This is a genomic window from Sphingomonas sp. SRI_018 (genome assembly GCF_057586275.1).
Map to the genome: position 1 here is coordinate 527,199 of NZ_JBYCZO010000001.1, position 16,464 is coordinate 543,662.

The 16,464-nt window shown below is 68.6% G+C and carries 10 protein-coding genes; 3 read left to right on the forward strand and 7 right to left on the reverse strand.

The window, feature by feature from the left end; genetic code table 11:
• Positions 1-43: 43 nt before the first annotated feature.
• Complete coding sequence (locus tag AC2YHA_RS02420) at positions 44-1,057, reverse strand: 2-hydroxyacid dehydrogenase (RefSeq protein ID WP_487400233.1); 1,014 nt, start codon at positions 1,055-1,057, stop codon at positions 44-46.
• A 1-nt stretch (position 1,058) separates the two neighbouring features.
• Positions 1,059-3,368: a GH92 family glycosyl hydrolase gene (locus AC2YHA_RS02425; RefSeq protein ID WP_487400234.1), complete on the reverse strand. Its 2,310-nt coding sequence runs from the start codon at positions 3,366-3,368 to the stop codon at positions 1,059-1,061.
• A 111-nt stretch (positions 3,369-3,479) separates the two neighbouring features.
• On the opposite strand from AC2YHA_RS02425, the gene AC2YHA_RS02430 reads away from it, so the two are divergent.
• A complete protein-coding gene (locus AC2YHA_RS02430) occupies positions 3,480-4,850 on the forward strand; it encodes a sugar MFS transporter (protein ID WP_487400235.1) in 1,371 nt (456 codons plus the stop codon).
• Positions 4,851-4,977: 127 nt separating this feature from the next.
• Here the strand turns inward: AC2YHA_RS02430 and AC2YHA_RS02435 are convergent, their stop codons facing one another.
• Positions 4,978-6,417 (reverse strand): glucoamylase family protein, encoded by a 1,440-nt coding sequence (locus AC2YHA_RS02435; RefSeq protein ID WP_487400236.1) that lies wholly within the window; start codon positions 6,415-6,417, stop codon positions 4,978-4,980.
• Positions 6,418-6,475: 58 nt separating this feature from the next.
• Positions 6,476-7,483, reverse strand: a complete 1,008-nt coding sequence (locus tag AC2YHA_RS02440; protein ID WP_487400237.1) for a LacI family DNA-binding transcriptional regulator — start codon at positions 7,481-7,483, stop codon at positions 6,476-6,478.
• A 143-nt stretch (positions 7,484-7,626) separates the two neighbouring features.
• On the opposite strand from AC2YHA_RS02440, the gene AC2YHA_RS02445 reads away from it, so the two are divergent.
• Together AC2YHA_RS02445 and AC2YHA_RS02450 are read left to right on the forward strand one after the other, a co-directional pair.
• On the forward strand, positions 7,627-9,681 hold the full coding sequence (locus tag AC2YHA_RS02445) for a TonB-dependent receptor (RefSeq protein ID WP_487400238.1): 2,055 nt from the start codon (positions 7,627-7,629) through the stop codon (positions 9,679-9,681).
• A gap of 150 nt (positions 9,682-9,831) precedes the next feature.
• Positions 9,832-11,004, forward strand: coding sequence for an acyltransferase family protein (locus AC2YHA_RS02450; RefSeq protein ID WP_487400239.1), 1,173 nt, complete (start codon positions 9,832-9,834; stop codon positions 11,002-11,004).
• 638 nt (positions 11,005-11,642) lie between these two features.
• On the opposite strand, the gene AC2YHA_RS02455 is transcribed toward AC2YHA_RS02450, so the two are convergent.
• The 3 genes from AC2YHA_RS02455 to AC2YHA_RS02465 form a co-directional block, all read right to left on the reverse strand.
• Positions 11,643-12,935 carry an amidohydrolase family protein gene (locus AC2YHA_RS02455; protein WP_487400240.1) on the reverse strand — a complete coding sequence of 431 codons (1,293 nt, stop codon included), beginning with the start codon at positions 12,933-12,935 and terminating at the stop codon, positions 11,643-11,645.
• On the reverse strand, positions 12,932-14,365 hold the full coding sequence (locus AC2YHA_RS02460) for an amidohydrolase (RefSeq protein ID WP_487400241.1): 1,434 nt from the start codon (positions 14,363-14,365) through the stop codon (positions 12,932-12,934). The genes AC2YHA_RS02455 and AC2YHA_RS02460 overlap by 4 nt, the downstream gene beginning before the upstream one ends.
• A 64-nt stretch (positions 14,366-14,429) precedes the next feature.
• On the reverse strand, positions 14,430-16,442 hold the full coding sequence (locus AC2YHA_RS02465; RefSeq protein WP_487401685.1) for an NAD(+) synthase: 2,013 nt from the start codon (positions 16,440-16,442) through the stop codon (positions 14,430-14,432).
• Positions 16,443-16,464: the final 22 nt, after the last annotated feature.

Sequence of the window (16,464 nt, forward strand, 5' to 3'; positions counted from 1 at the left end):
TGGACCCCGGAACAAGTCCGGGGTGACGGTTGGGGGGCGCGACCTAACCCTTCGCCACCAGCCCGGTATCGACGCGATTGGCGAGCGGCCGCCCCGCCTCCGCGTCGGCGATGCTCTGCAGCGTCGTCTCCGCGATGGCGCCGAGGGCCTCCTCGGTCAGGAAGGCCTGGTGGCCGGTGATCAGCACATTGGGGAAGGTCAGCAGGCGCTGGAACACATCGTCGCCGACGATCTCGTTCGAGAGGTCCTCGAAGAACAGGTCGCCCTCCTGCTCATAGACGTCGAGCGCGACGCCGCCGATCCTGCGGGACTTGAGGCCCTCGATCAGCGCGGCCGTGTCGATCAGAGCGCCGCGGCTGGTGTTGACGATCAGCACGCCCGGCCGCGCGCGGGCGATCGCGTCGGCATCGATCAGGTGGCGCGTCGCGGGGGTGAGGGGGCAGTGGAGGGTGATGATCTCCGCCTCCGCCCCCAGCGTCGGCAAGTCGACGTAGCGGACGCCGGCGGCGACGAGGGCTTCGTCCTCCGCGATGTCGTACGCCAGCACCTCGCAGTCGAAGCCGAGCCGCAGCGTCCGCGCCACCAGCGCGCCGATCTTGCCGGTGCCGACCACGCCGACGGTGCGGCCGTGGAGGTTGCGGCCGATCAGCCCGTCGAGCGCGAAGTTGTTCTCGCGCACCCGCGCCCAGGCGCGGTGGATGCGGCGGTCAAGCGCGAGCAGCAGCCCAATGGTGAACTCGGCGACCGCGTGCGGCGAATAGGCGGGCACGCGCACCACCGCGATGCCCAGGCGCTCGGCCGCGGCGAGGTCGACGTTGTTGAACCCGGCGCAGCGCAGCGCGACCAGCCGCACGCCCTCAGCCGCGAGCCGCTCCAGCACCGCGGCATCGGCGCGGTCGTTGACGAAGACGCACACCGCCTCGCAGCCTGTCGCGAGCAGCACCGTCGAAGCGTCGAGGCGTGGCTCGAGATATATGAGGTCATGCCCGAACGCCGCATTGGCGGCATCGAGGAAGCGGCGGTCGTAGGGCTTGGTCCCGAACACCGCCACCCGCATCTCAGCGCTCCGTCGACATCGAATAGGGCCGGGCGGCGGGGGAGGTTGCCCAGCTCTTGTTGGGCGTCGCGCTCATCCGGAAGCGCAGCTCGCCGCCGGCCATGATCTCCTGGTGGCGGATATAGCCGCGCGCGAGCGGCTTGCCGTCGAGCAGCACCTCGCCGACGTAGCGGTTGGCGTCGCTGAGCCCGTCGGCGACGACGGTGAAGCGCTTGCCGTTCGGCAGGTTGAGCGTCGCACGGTCCACGAAGGGCCTTCCGATCACATATTCGAGGCTGCCCGGGGTCACGGGATAGAAGCCGAGCGCGGTGAACACCAGCCACGCCGACATCTGCCCGAGATCGTCGTTGCCGGAGAGGCCGTCAGGCGTCGGCTTGTACATCGCGTCGACGATCTGCTTGAGCCGCTCCTGCGTCCGCCACGGCGCTCCGGCATAGCTGTAGAGATAGGCGACGTGGTGACTGGGCTCGTTGCCGTGGATGTACTGGCCGATCAGGCCGGCGATATCCTCGGCATGGCTGTAGTCGATCTTCGAATTGTCGAAGTCGAACATGGCGTCGAGCTTGGCGACCGCGGCCTTGTCGCCGCCCATGATCTTGAACAGCGCCGCCTGGTCCTGCGGCACGAACCAGCTGTATTGCCAGGCATTGCCCTCGGTATAGTCGGAGCCGTAGTTGATTGCGGTCGGATCGAATGGCACGCGGAAGCTGCCGTCGGCCTTGCGGGCGCGCAGGAAGCCGGTCCTGGCATCGAAGCTGTTGCGCCAATAGCCGGCGCGCTTGCGGAACTCGGCGGCGACGTCCTGCTTGCCCAGCGCGGCGGCCATGCGGGCGATGGTCCAGTCGTCATAGGCGTATTCGACGGTCTTGGAGGCGGCTTCCGGCTCGCGGTCGATGGGGACGTAGCCGAGCTTCATATAGTCGCCGAGCCCGCCGTAGGGCGCATAGGTGGCGCTCGCGACCATCGCCTTCAGCGCCGCCTCGCCGTCGAAGCCTCGGATGCCCTTCAGCCAGGCGTCGGCGATCACCGGCACCGCGTGATAGCCGATCATCGTCCAAGTCTCGCGTCCCTGGAACTGCCAGACCGGCAGGATGCCGTCCGGGCTCACCCGCTGGCTGTCGATCAGCGAGCGGACGATCTCCGAATTGACCTTCTCGGGCTGCACCAGCGTCAGTAACGGATGCTCGGCGCGGAAGGTATCCCACAGAGAGAAGGTCGAGCGGAAGGTATAGCCCTCGGCCTTGTGCACGGCATTGTCCGGTCCGCGCCAGCGCCCGTCGGCATCGCCTGCGACCGAGGGGGCGAGCAGCGTGTGGTAGAAGGCGGTCATCACGCCGGTCTTCATCGGCGCCGCCGCCTCGATCTGGAGCGCGTCGAGCGCGTCCTTCCAGGCCGCGGCAGTCTTCGCGCGGACCGCGTCGAAATCGCCGGGCTCCGCGTCGAGGTTGGCGACCGCGCCCGCCTCGTCGACCGAGGAGATCGCGACCTTCACCTCCAGCGGCTTATCGAGCGGGCCGAGGTCGAGCCGACCCACCAGCGCGCGGCCAGTCCGTTCGGCGACCGTGTCGGTGCCGCGGCCCGGGCCCTGGAAGCCCTTGTAGGCGATATCCTTCTCGGTGTTGACGAAGGCATGATCCTTGAGCGGCGCCGACAGCCGCATCGCGAAGAACAGCTGCCGGTCGGGCGCCCAGCCGCGCGTCTGGCGCGTGCCGGTGATTGTGCCGTCGGGATGCAGCCGCAGCGACGACCACAGCACCTTGCCAGGGTAATTATAGAGCGAGGTCCTGAGATCGAGCACGAGATGCGCGGCTTTGCCGGCGGGAAAGGTGTAGCGATGCACGCCGACGCGGGTGCCGGCGGTCATCTCCGCCCGCACGTCGGGATCGGTCAGGGTCACGGCGTAATAGCCGGGCTCGGCGACCTCGTTCTGGTGGCTGAATCGCGAGCGGTAGCCTGAGCCCGGCTTGGCGGCGTCGCCCGGCTCCAGCGGCACGGCATCGCCGCTCACCGGCATCACCAGGAAGTCGCCGAGGTCCGAATGGCCCGCTCCGGAGAAATGAGTGTGGGAGAAGCCCTGGATCGTCGGATCGTCATAGCGATAGCCGGCGGCGTGGCCGTAGCATTCGCGGATTTGGCAGGTGGTGTCGGTGTCGGGGCTCAATTGCACCATACCGAACGGCGCGACCGCGCCGGGGAAGGTGTGGCCTTCACCGCCGGTGCCGATGAACGGATCGACATCCTGCGCGAAGCCGGGAGAGGCGAGGGTGAGGGCGAGCGCCGTGACGAGGCTGATGCTGCGGGCCATGTGCATGAGAGAGTTAGAGCATCGCCCGCCGCGCAGGGGAAGAGCGAATCCGTAAAACATCTTTCTTAATTCCGCCGGGCTGCTAGCTTCCCGCGCGCATAACCGGAGAGGACGAGAATGGCCCTGGCACCCGCGCCCGAGACGACGAGCAGCACCGATCCGTCCGCCGATATCGGCAGCGGCGGCTGGGTGAACGCGCCGGAGCTCCGGGGCTTCGTCCTCGCCCTGTTCTTCATCTTCGGCGGCATCACCAGCCTCAACGACGTGATCATCCCGAAGCTCAAGGACCTGTTCACGCTCAACTACACCCAGGCGATGCTGATCCAGTTCTGTTTCTTCACCGCCTATGCGGTGGTCGGCATCCCGGGCGCGATGTTCGTCAAGCGGATCGGCTACATGCGCGGCGCGGTGGCCGGGCTGCTGACGATGATGGCCGGGTGCCTGATGTTCATCCCGGCGTCGCGAACGGGCATCTACGGGCTGTTCCTGCTGGCGCTGTTCGTGCTCGCCACCGGCGTGGTGCTCGTCCAGATCGTGTCGAATCCGCTCATCAGCCTGCTCGGCCCGCCGCGGACCGCGCACAGCCGCCTCACCTTCGCGCAGGCGTTCAATTCGGTCGGCACCACCATCTTCCCGTTCGTCGGGTCGATCCTGATCCTGGCGCCGCTCGCCGCCAAGGCCGGCACCGAGGCCCAGCCCTTCTGGGACGTGACGCGGATCGTCGACCCAGAATGCCGGGGCGGGCAGCAGGGCACGATCGTGCCGACCGCCGCCTATCGCATCGCCGAGACGCAGGCGGTCGCGCATACCTATGTCGGCCTGGCGGTGGCGCTCGCGGTGATCGCGACGGTGGTGTGGGTCCTGCGCAACCGGTTGAAGGGCGAGCGGCACGAGGTCACCAGCCTGGCAGGCAGCTTCGCGCTGCTCAAGCGGCCGCGCTTCGCGTTCGGCGCGCTGTGCATCTTCCTCTATGTCGGCGCCGAGGTCGCGATCGGATCGACCCTGGTCAACTATCTGAAGTCGGACCACACGCTCTGCCTGACCGAGCAGTCGGCGGGCAAGCAGCTGCTGTTCTACTGGGGCGGCGCGATGGTCGGGCGGTTCATCGGCTCGGCGGTGCTGCGCGTCGTCAGCCCGGGCAAGGTGCTGGCCGGCGTGGCGGTGGGCGCGATCGCGCTGGTCCTGACCTCGATCACGACGACCGGTGCGGTCTCGGCCGATACGCTGCTAGCCGTTGGGCTGATGAACTCGATCATGTTCCCGACGATCTTCACCCTGGCCAGCGAGAAGCTGGGCAGCCGTGCGGCCGATGGCTCCGGCATCATCAACGTCGCGATCTTCGGCGGGGCGGTCATTCCGCTGATGACCGGGGGGCTCGCAGATGCGACCAGCCTGCCGTTCGCGATGCTGCTGCCGATGGCCTGTTATGCGGTCATCGCCATCTACGGCATCTACGCGCGCAAGCCGGCGACCGAGGCGGCAGTCTGAGCTAAAATTTGACCGATCTGGCCTTAAGCAGCCGTTCCCCGGCGAAGGCCGGGGCCCAGTTGCGGGCGGTTCGAGACTGGGCCCCGGCCTTCGCCGGGGAACAGATTCAAACTAGCCGAATCCGACTCTAACCCGCCGCGAGCCAGCCGCCGGTGAAGCCGGCGCGCTCCAGCCCGCGGCGGATCGCCGGCACCTGGCGCATCGTGCGCCAGACGAAATCGTCGCGGTGATTGGCGATCATGCCGACGATCGGCCCCTGGTCGATGCCGAGATAATTGTCCGAGACCCAGCCGACTGCCGGATCGACCTTGCCGAAGGTGAGGTCGACATCGGCCCAGCGGAAACTGGGGTTGAAGGCGTCGTAGAAGCCGTAATGGCCATAGAGCCGGCCGCCGCCCCATTCGCGCATCGCCAGCGTCGCCGGCACCACGATCTCCGGCGCGAAGGGGAGGGAGCCGATCGCCGCGGTCGGCGCGATCGTGCCGTCGTCGCGACCGTCGGGGAAGTCGATCGGGCCGCGCGCGGAATAGCTGAGGAACTGCCGCTCCTCGCCCTTGAACTCGCGCTTGACGTGGGCGGGCCCGACGCAGGCGGTGAGGCCCCAGATCGTCTCCGAATAGCCGTCCCACTTCATCGGATTGGCGATCGCATAGCTGCGCTGCGCGACGGTCGCGCGGCGGCTGTTCTCGAAATAATCGAAGCCGGCCTCGCGCATCACCTTGTCCTGGATGCCGCGGAAATCGACCCAGAGGTGGCTGTACTGATGGCCGAACTGGGGCGCGAAGGCGAGGTGGCGGGTCGGGCCGTCGCCGCGCCAATATTTGTCATAGGGTGCGCACCAGGCATCCCACGCCTCGGGGCCGACCGGGTGCGTGGGCGACCCGAGCGCCAGCACGTAGATCAGCATGCCCTCGATATAGCCGTCCCAGTTCTTCGTGATGAAGCCGCTCTCCGGATGCCAGCCCATCGAGATCACCGGCTGGCCGCGCTGGAACCATGGCCAGTCGGCGCGCTCGTAGATCGCCTGCGCGAGGCGGCGGATCTCCGCTTCCTCGGGATGATCGCCGTCGAACCACTGGCCGGCGAACAGGATGCCGCCGAACAGCAATGTCGTGTCGACGCTGGATAGCTCGGCCCGGCCGAAGCGGAGGCCGGTTTCCATGTCGAGGAAATGGTAGAAGAAGCCCTTGTAGCCGCTGATACCCTTCTCGGCCTCACCTTGGGGCGCGTCGTGGAAGAAGCGGAGCGTCGTCAACGTCCGCTCGCGCGCGTGCCGCCTGCTGATCCAGCCGCGTGCGACACCCACCGGATAGGCGGTGAGGGCGAAGCCTACCGCGGCGATGCTGCAGAAGGTCGGGTTCGGCCAATTGTCCGGGACCAGGCCGTTCGCGGGATTGGCGGTATCCCAGAACCAGCGGAAGGTGCGCTCCTCAAGATCGTCGAAGACGGGGGGCAGCGAAGCGGAGGGTCGTCCACCGGTACCGAGCCGATCGACCGCGCAGCCGCCGAGTGCGAGCGCACCTGCCGCCACCGGAGCCTGAGCCAGGAGCGCGCGACGGGTAATCATGAGTGGGCGAACTTTCCGAAAAATGGGGCCGCGTTGAATGGCGGCTACAGAGGGAGACCTAAAATCGCTGCTGGGTTGGGGTGGGAACGGTCGTCCCGCGCACCACCAGTTCGGGCGCGTGCAGCTCGACCTCGTCGACATCGCGCCCCTCCAGCAGCGCGTCGAGGCACTGGATCGCGCGCGCGCCGATCTCCGCGATCCGCACGCGCACCGTGGTAAGCGACAGGTAGCGCGCCACCGGCACGTCGTCGAAGCCGGCGACCGCGATCCGCTCCGGTACCGCCACGCCCGCTGCGCGCAGCGCCTGGAGGCAGCCGATCGCCATCATGTCGTTGGCGGCGAACACCGCGTCGACCGGCTCGCTGCCGGCGAGGATCGCGCGTGCGGCGGCTTCGCCGGCCTCTTCCGAGAAGTCGCCGGAGATCACGCGCGCCGTGACGCCGGCCGCATGGCTGCGCATCGCCTCCAGGAATCCGGCCGAGCGCTCCTGCGCGTCGACGTTGCTGTCGGGGCCGCCGATATGGACGATATGGCGCCGGCCTTGGGCGAGGAGGTGCTCGACCACCGCTGCGGCGCCGGCACGGTTGTCGATCCTGAGCAGGGGACGGCCGGCGCTGGCGGCGCGGCTGTTGACCAGCACCGCCGGCAGCGTCGCGGGCAGCGCCTCGACCAGCGCGGCCGAGTTCGCCTGTGGCGCCATCAGCACCAGCCCGTCGACGCGCCCGCGCATCGCCTTCAGCGCCTGCACCGCCTGATGGATATCGGCGTGCATGTTCGAGAGCAGCAGCTGCAGGCCGAGGCCCTTGGCCTCGCCGTCCATGCCGCGCAGGATCTCCGAGAAGAACTCGCCGTGGAGGTCGGGCAGCACCACGCCGATCGCATGGGTGCGCGCCATGCTGAGGCTGCGCGCGCCGGCGTGGGGGACATAGCCCAGCGCCTCCGCCGCCGCGATCACCCGGGCGCGCGTTTCGGAGCGGACGCTCTTATGGCCGTTGAGGGCGCGGCTGACCGATGCCACCGATAGTTCGGCACGCCGTGCCACATCGCGGATTGTCGCTTCGCCCATCGCCCCAGGTCTCCTGCGGCCCGCGCATGTCCCCCTGCGCTGAACCGATGACCCGTTGTAACCGGTTACACGTTCCCGGCAAGAGCAATTTGGAGGTTTGCGCATTCCACCGTAACGGGCAAGGCCTCAAGGGGAGGAATGATATGCGGTCGATCGTCGGGGTTTCCTTGCTGCTGGTGGCGGCGCCGGCCCTTGCGCAGGAAGCGCCCGACATCGTCGTCACTGGCCAGGGATTGGAGGAACAGCCCGGCGAGCGTGGTTACGACACCGTCACCATCGACCGGGCGGAGATCGAGGCGTCGGCGAGCAGCCGGCTGGAGGATGTGTTGCGTGACGTCGCCGGGCTGCAACAATTCCGCCGGTCGGATTCGCGTAGTGCAAATCCGACGAGCCAGGGCATCACGTTGCGCGGCATCGGCGGTAATGCCTCGAGCCGCGCACTGCTGATCCTCGACGGGGTGCCGCAATCGGATCCGTTCGGCGGATGGGTGGCGTTTCCCGCCTATGCGCTCGACCGGCTGGGGGCGATCCGCGTGACGCGCGGCGGGGGCAGCGGCTATGTCGGGGCAGGGGCGCTTGCCGGAACGGTCGAGCTGGAGAGCGCGCGGCCGGATCAGCTCGATCCGCTGACGGCGCGCCTAGCCTATGGCAGCCGGGATTCGGTCGAAGCGGGCGGATCGGCGGCCCTAGTGCGCGGCAATGGCTTCGCGACCTTCTCGGGTGCCTATGCGCGTGGCGATGGGTTCATTCCGGTGGTGGCGGGGGATCGCGGGCCGGCGGATCGCCCGGCGCCCTATGAATCCGCCAGCGGCGCCGTGCGCGGCGTGATCTCGCTCGGCGGCGATACGGAGCTTCAGGCCAATCTCTCCGCCTTCACCGATCGGCGTGATCGGGGCGGGAACTTCACCGCCAATTCGAGCGAAGGCGCGGACGCGAGCATGCGGATCGTGTCGCGCGGGCGCTGGGGCTGGTCGGCGCTGGCCTATCTGCAGACGCGCGGCTTCTCGAGCCAGTTCTCGAGCATCGCCGACGGACGTACCGGCACGACGATGACGCTCAACCAGTTCAACGTGCCGGCGACCGGCCTCGGCGGACGGATCGAGGTGCAGCCGCCGCTGGGGAGCGGCATCGACCTGCGGCTCGGTGCTGACGTGCGCGCCGTATCGGGACGCACGCAGGAGCTCTACACCTTCGTCGCCGGCCTGCCGACGCGCCGCCGCGATGCCGGGGGCGAGAACCGGACGATGGGCCTGTTCGCCGACGGTAGCGTCGCGCTTGGAGACGTGACGCTGAGCCTCGGCGGGCGGATCGACTGGTGGCGGATCACGGACGGCAGGCTGACGGAATATCCACTCGCCGGCGGGGCGGCGCTGACGGACAATCGCTTCTCCGATCGTGACGGCACCGAGGCCACCGGCCGGGCCGCGATCGCCTGGAAGCCCGTGTCCGCGCTCACGCTGCGCGCCGCTGCCTATCGCGGCTGGCGGTTGCCGACGCTCAACGAGCTCTATCGGCCGTTCCGCGTCGGAGCGGACGCCACCGCCGCCAATGCCGCGCTCGATCCCGAGAAGCTGACGGGATTCGAGGGGGGAATCGACGTCACCCCGCTGCCCGGCGTGCGGCTGTCGCTGACGGCCTTCGACAATCGCCTCGACGATGCGATCGCCAATGTCACCGTCGCGAAGGGGCCGGGGACCTTTCCCGGCGTCGGCTTCGTCTCGGCGGCGGGCTTCTACCTCGTCCGGCAGAACCTCGACCGCGTGCGTTCGCGGGGGATCGAGGCGGATGCGAACGCCAGCTTCGGCGCGTTCAGTGCCCGCGTCTCCTGGTCGCACGTCGACCCGCGTGTCGAGGCGAGCGGCACCGCCGCGCCACTCGACGGGCTCCGGCCGGCGCAGACGCCGCGGGATACCGGCAGCCTGAGTCTCGCATGGACCCGTTCGTCGGGATTGTCGGTCGCGCTCACCGGCCGCTACGTCGCCGCGCAGTTCGAGGACGACCAGAACCGCGAGCTGCTCGACGACGCTGCCACCCTCGACGCGCGGGTGGCGGTGCCGGTCGGGCGCAGCCTGCTGATCGAGGCGCGCGGCGAGAACATCACCGATACGCGGATCGAAGCCGGGATCGGCAGCGACGGCTCGATCGAGCGCGCCGCCCCGCGGACCCTGTGGATCGGCACCCGCTTCCGCCTCCGGTAGACATCGCGGGAATGTCGCGGCTCGTCGCATCGACTGGGCGCTTCGCCTTGACGGCTTGACGTCGCCGCTTTCAACGTCCGGCTGTTCGCGCTTGCAGCAATATGAGCCGCTGCCCGCAAGCGATCGTGTCGAGTGAAAAGGAGCGTCGGGATGCAGATCCTTCCTGCGGAAGCCCCGCATCTCGGCCCCGATCGCATCCGCAGCGGCTCCGGCTTCATCCCCGGCCTCGACGGGCTGCGCGCGCTCAGCATCGCGATCGTCATCGTCGGCCATTTCTTCATGGGGGAGATGGGCGGCTTCTCCTCGCTCGGCGTCTATATCTTCTTCGTCATCAGCGGGTTCCTGATCACGCGGCTGTTCTTTGCCGAAGCCAAGCGCGACGGCGAGGTGGCGATCGGCTATTTCTACTTCCGCCGCCTGCTGCGGCTCTATCCGGTGCTGATCGCCTATATGGCCGTGATCATGGCGCTGGCCTGGGCGCGCGGCATCGCGTTCCCGGTGATCGAGCCGGCGTCGGTGTTCCTCTACTTCGTCAACTATCTCTGCTCCTGGCAGGAGTGGACGGGCACGCCGCGCATCCTGCCGATCGGCACTTTGTGGTCGCTGGCGGTCGAGGAGCATTTCTACTTCATCATGCCGTTCGTGATCCTGATGGTGGCGGCGCGCGTGCGGCCGATGCTGATGTTCGCGGCGGCGATGTGCATCGTGCCGTTCCTGCTGCGGTTCCTTTATCTCGGCCTGCATCCCGAGTTCCTCGACACGGACATCATCTACCGCCTGTCGGAGACGCGGTTCGATTCGATCGCCTGGGGCGTGCTGCTCGCGGTGATTTGCGAGACGGCGCAGGCGCAGCGGCTGATCGCGATCCTCAGCAGCAACCGCGCGCTGATCGCCGGGGGCGTGATCCTGCTGCTGAGCTACGTGTTCCGCGATCCCTATTTCAAGGACACGATCCGTTACACGATGCGCGGGATCGCCTGCCTGCTGCTCGTCGCGAACGTCGTGTTCGGGCAGCGTGCGGCGCCGCTCCAGACCGTGTTCAACCTCGCGCCGGTCGCATGGGTCGGCCGGATCAGCTACTCGCTCTACATCTGGCACGGTGCGGCGGCGTGGTTCGTCGATCCGGCGAAGAAATACCACGATCCGGTGCACGGGCTGATGTACGTCGCGATCACCTTCGTCTGCGCGGTGCTTTCCTATTATGTCGTCGAGCAGCCGTTCCTGAAGCTCAAAAGCCTATGGAAAGCGAAGCCGCGGCGCGAGGCGGAGCCGGTTCAGGCGCCGGCCTCGACGGTGCCTGTCGCCGCAGCCGCCATCGACTGAAGCAGCGACCGGCAGGGCGTTGGGGCAGGCGCCGGAAACCCGCGGAAAACCGTCGAAGGTCACGAAAGTCACGGGTAGAACGGCCCCTGATCCGGATGGCGTCTCCGGTATCAGGACACCCGAAAATGTTGACTAAATTGACTCGAGGCGTGTGTGCGCGAACCGGTCCGCTCTGAACGCTACATGGATGCGACAGATAGGCGACGTGGACGCAACGACGACGCGACACCAGCGCGACGGTGACGCGACACTCACGCAACGACAACGTAACACCCGCGTGACGGCGACGCGACATTGGCGCGGCGGTGACGCGGCATGGATAAGATCGACGGGATCAAAGAGCGGCCCGACGCTTGCGCGGCTCGGACCGGGCGAGCCAAGCAGGCGAAATCCTACATTGCAAGCGGCGGTGACGGGCTGGTGGCTACCCGCCGGCGCGGAATGGGGCCGATCGACATCCAGCGAATTAGCCCCTCCCCTTCAGGGGAGGGGTTGGGGGTGGGGCAGTGCCGCAAGCTATTCGCCGGTGGATAGGCCCCACCCCAACCCCTCCCCTGAAGGGGAGGGGCTTAAAGGGGCTCACGTGAACACCCTTGAATGTCAGCCCGTCTTGCTGAACGTCGGCACAGCCCAGAGCGTCAACGCTCGTAGGCCTTGGGCAGGCTGCCCTCGGTCGGCGTCAGATAGCGGTTTCTGAGCTTGCGCTGGCGGGAATCCAGCGGTTGCTGCTGGCCGTCGATCCACACCGCCACGGGCATCGAGGAGAGCTCCAGCGGATCGCCGTCCCACAGCACCACGTCGGCACGCCGGCCGGGCCGGAGCGAGCCGATCTCGCCGTCCAGCCCCAGCGCGGCCGCCGGCCTTGAGGTGATGGTGGCGAACGCCTTGCCCCAGTCGAGGCCGGTCGCGCCCGGCACCTTGGTGATCGCGACGAGGTTGCCGGCGAACTGCTTGAGGGTGTGTTCGCCCCCATTGCCCTGCGACTGGATGGCGACCGTCACGCCGGCCTGGGTGAGGCGGCCGACGTTGCTTTCGGTCGCTGCCAGCGATTCGAACGACGCGGGCAGGTCGGCGAGCGCCGAGGCGATCACCGGCACCCTGGCCGCCGCGATCTCGCGTGCGACCATCCAGCCCTCCGCCGCGCCGACCAGCACCAGGCGGAGCTTGGGATAACGTTTCGGCAGCGCGAGCACGGTGCGGATGTCGCTCGCGCGCTCGACATGGACGAGCAGCGGCATGGCGCCGTCGAGCACCTGCAGCAGCGCCTGCGCGTCGGCGCGGGTGAGCAGCGCGTCACGGCTGCGGCCGTCGAAACCCGCCGGATTGCGGCGATAGTCCTCGGCCTGCTCGAGCGCATCGTGGAGGCCGACATAGGCCGCCGGCCGGCTGCCGCCCGCCTGCGCCGCGCCGCCTTCGCCGAGCTCGACATATTGGAAGGCGCGCGCCTTGGTCAGCGGATCGGGGTCGGCGCCGAGATCGATCACCGCGCCCTGGCCCGCGAAGATCGAGCCGCCCGCATCGGGCGCGACGATCGCGCGGGTGACGCCGCCGGCGCGCTCGTTGCCGACCATCGCCGCATTGGGATTGATCGCCACCGACACGTCGATCGCCGCCTTGAACGGCGAGCCGCGCGAGGCGCTGTCGTTGCTCTCGCCGATCCCGCCCGCGTCGAGCAGGCCGAGGCCGCTGAGCCCCGCGACCATGCCGGCGGCGATCCACTTGCCTTTGGCGTCGACCACCGTCGCCCCGGCCGGCACCGCCACGCCTGCGCCGGCGGCGACGATGCGCCCGTCGCGGATCACGACCGTGCCGTTCTCGACCGGCGCCGACCCGTCGCCGATCGCGACGGTGCCGCCGGTGATCGCGATCGTCTGCGCTGCGGCAGGGCTGGCGAATAGGGCGGCCGCGGAAAGGAGGAGGAAGCGCTTCATTTCACGTCTCCCTCGCCTGGCTGACCCAGCTCGAAATCGCTCACCGGCCTCAGCTTCGGATTGTCGGCGTCGTAGAGCAGCGCGCCGTCGACCCACACCTTCTCGGGCCTTGTGTAGACGCTGAGCGGATTGCCGTTCCACAGCACCACATCGGCCATCTTGCCGGGCTTGAGGCTGCCGGTCCTGTCGGCGATGCCGAGCGCCTTGGCCGGGTTGATCGCCAGCCATGTCCAGGCGACCTCGTCCGGAACCTGGATGCCGGCATGGCGGCCGGCGGCGAGCGCCTTGGCGACCTCCTGATTGAGCCGCTGGATGCCGTTCTCGTCGTCCGAGTGGATCATGGCGCAGGCGCCGGCGTTCTGCAGGATCGCGAGATTCTCCGGAATCCCGTCGTAGCTCTCCATCTTGAAGCCGTACCAGTCGGCCCACACCGCGGCGCAGGTGTTGTTGGCCTTGAGCAGGTCGGCGATCTTGTACGCCTCGACCGCGTGGTGGAAGGCGGCGACGTGGTAGCCGAACTCCTTGGCCATATCCATGACGACGGCCATCTCGTCGGCGCGGTAGCAGTGGTTCTGCACCAGGATCTCGCCCGAGAGCACGCCGCGCAGCGTGTCCAGCGCGATGTCGCGCGTGGGCGGATCGCCGCCGTCCTTCTCGTACTTGTCCCACTTGCGCTTGTATTCGGCCGCGCGCGCCCAGGTGGCGCGGTCGACTGCGATGTTGCCCATGCGGGTCGAGGGCTGGCGCTGCTTGCCGCCGTAGACGCGCTTGGGGTTGTCGCCGCAGGCCATCTTGAGGCCATAGGGCGCGCCGGGGAACTTCATCGCCTGCATGGTGCGGGCGTAGACGTTCTTCACCACCACCGAGCGGCCGCCGAACAGATTGGCCGAGCCGGGCAGGATCTGGAGCGTGGTGACGCCGCCGTTGGCGAGCGCGCGGCCGAAGCCGGGGTCCTGCGGCCATACGCTGTGCTCGGCCCAGACGTCGGCGGTGACGGGCGAGGTCGCCTCATTGCCGTCGGACAGCGCCGCAATGCCGGGGCTGGGGTAGTCGCCGAGGTGGCTGTGGATGTCGATGATGCCGGGGGTCACCCATTTGCCGGTGCCGTCGATCACGGCCGCGCCGGCGGGCGCGTCGACGCTCTGGCCGACCGCAACGATCTTGCCGTCGGCGAACAGCACCGCGCCGTTGTCGATCCGGCCGCCTTCGCCGTCGTAGATGGTGACGCCGCGCACCACCGTCGGCACGCCGGGATAGGGGCGGTAGGTGGACGGGTAGGGATCGTGCGAATAGCCCTTGCCCGCGCCCGGCGCCGGCGCCTTGCTTGACGCGGTCCTGGCGGGTGGCGGCTCGTTTCCGCAGGCCGCGAGCGACAGCACGGCCGCTCCCCAGATGCCCGCCCGGATCAGGCGGGCGCTCTTTCTCCACATAGGTCGCTAACCCCCGTTGATCCGGCAAGCCTAGGGGACGAATGCTGCGGTGCGCAAGGGGTGGTCAGGCGGGAAGATTGCGTCTGAGCTCTTCGAGCCACACCGTTGCCGTTCCATCCGAAGGGGCGCGCCAGTCGCCGCGCGGGGACAGCGCGCCGCCGCCTGAGACCTTGGGCCCATTGGGCAGCGCCGAGCGCTTGAACTGGGTGGTCGCGAAGAAGCGGCGCAGGAACGCCTCCAGCCACTTCGCGATGGCGGCGAGATCGTACTGGTGCTTGCCCTCATCGGGGAAGCCCTGCGGCCAGCGGCCTGCGCTCGCGTCCTTCCACGCGTGCCAGGCGAGGAAGGCGACCTTCGACGGCGGCAGGCCGTAGCGGACGATATAGTGCAGGAAGAAGTCGTGCAGCTCGTAGGGGCCGACCACGCTTTCGGTGCTCTGGATGGCGCCGTTCTCGTCGGCCGGCACCAGCTCCGGCGAGATTTCGGTGCCTAGGACCGCCTCGAGAACCTGGTTGGTCATGTCGTCGAACTGGCCCGACTGGACGGCCCAGCGGATGAGATATTGGATCAGCGTCTTCGGCACCGCGCCGTTGACGCCGTAATGGCTCATATGGTCGCCGACGCCATAGGTGCACCAGCCGAGCGCGAGCTCGGACAGGTCGCCGGTGCCGAGCACGAAGCCCTGCCGCTGGTTGGCGAGGCGGAACAGATAGTCGGTCCGGAGGCCCGCCTGCACATTCTCGAAGGTGACGTCGTAGACCGGCTCGCCCTTGGCGAAGGGGTGGCCCATGTCGGCCAGCATCTGCCGCGCGGCGGGGCGGATGTCGATCTCTTCGCCGGTGACGCCGAGCGCGCGCATCAGCGCCCAGGCGTTGCCCTTGGTCGCCTCGCCGGTGGCGAAGCCGGGCAGGGTGAAGCCGAGGATGTCCGAGCGCGGCTTGCCCATGCGGTCAAACGCCTTGGCGGCGACGATCAGCGCGTGGGTGGAATCGAGCCCGCCCGACACGCCGATGACCAGATGCTTCGAGCCGGTGGTGGCGAGGCGCTTGCGCAGGCCCTCGACCTGGATGTTGAACGCCTCGTAGCAGTCCTCGTCGAGTTTGGACGGCGTGTTGGGAACGAAGGGGAAGCGCCTGAGACTGCGGACCAATCCGCGGTCGGCGAAGTCGGGTTTATGCGCGAAACCGATGCGGCGGAAGCGGGTCTCCGGGTGGCCGCGCGCGGCGGCGGTATCGTTGAAGGTTCCGGTCCGCATCCGCTCGAGCCTCAAGCGCTGCACGTCGACGTCCGCCATCACGATCTCGCTGGCGAGGTCGAAGCGCTCGCCCTCGGCCAGCATCTCGCCGAGCTCGACGATCAGTCCCTGGCCGTCCCAGGCGAGATCGGTCGTGCTCTCGCCCGGCCCGCTCGCCGAGAAGACATAGGCGGCGGCGAGCCGCACCGACTGCGACGCGCACAGCAGCGCCCGCTCGCGCGCCTTGCCGATGATGATGTTGGAGGCGGACAGGTTGGCGAGGATCGTCGCGCCCGCCAGCGCGCCGTCGATCGAGGGCGGGGCGGGGGCCCAATAGTCCTCACAGATCTCGGCATGGACGATGAAGTCGGGCACGTCCTCGGCGGCGAAGACCAGGTCGGTGCCGAACGGCACGGTCTGGCCGGCGAGCTCGATCGCGAGGCCGGTGAGGCCGATGCCCGGCGCGAACCAGCGCTTCTCGTAATATTCGCGGTAGTTGGGCAGATAGCTCTTGGGCACCACGCCGAGGATGCGTCCGCGGTGGATCGCCACCGCGCAATTGTAGAGCCGCCCGTTGCGCCGGATCGCCGCGCCGACCAGCAGCAGCGGCCGCATTCCTTCGCTCGCCGCCGCGACGTCCGCGATCGCCTGTTCGGTCGCCGCGGCCAGCGCGTCCTGCAGGTGAAGATCGTCGATCGCGTAGGAGGAGAGGTTGAGCTCCGGGAACACTAGCAGGTCGGCGCCGGCCTTATGCCCCTGACGCAGCAGCGCGACGGTGGCTTCGGCATTGGCCGCGGGATCGCCGACGGTGCCGAGCGGCGTGCAGGCGCCGACGCGGACCATGCCCTGGGCATCGAGCGAGTAG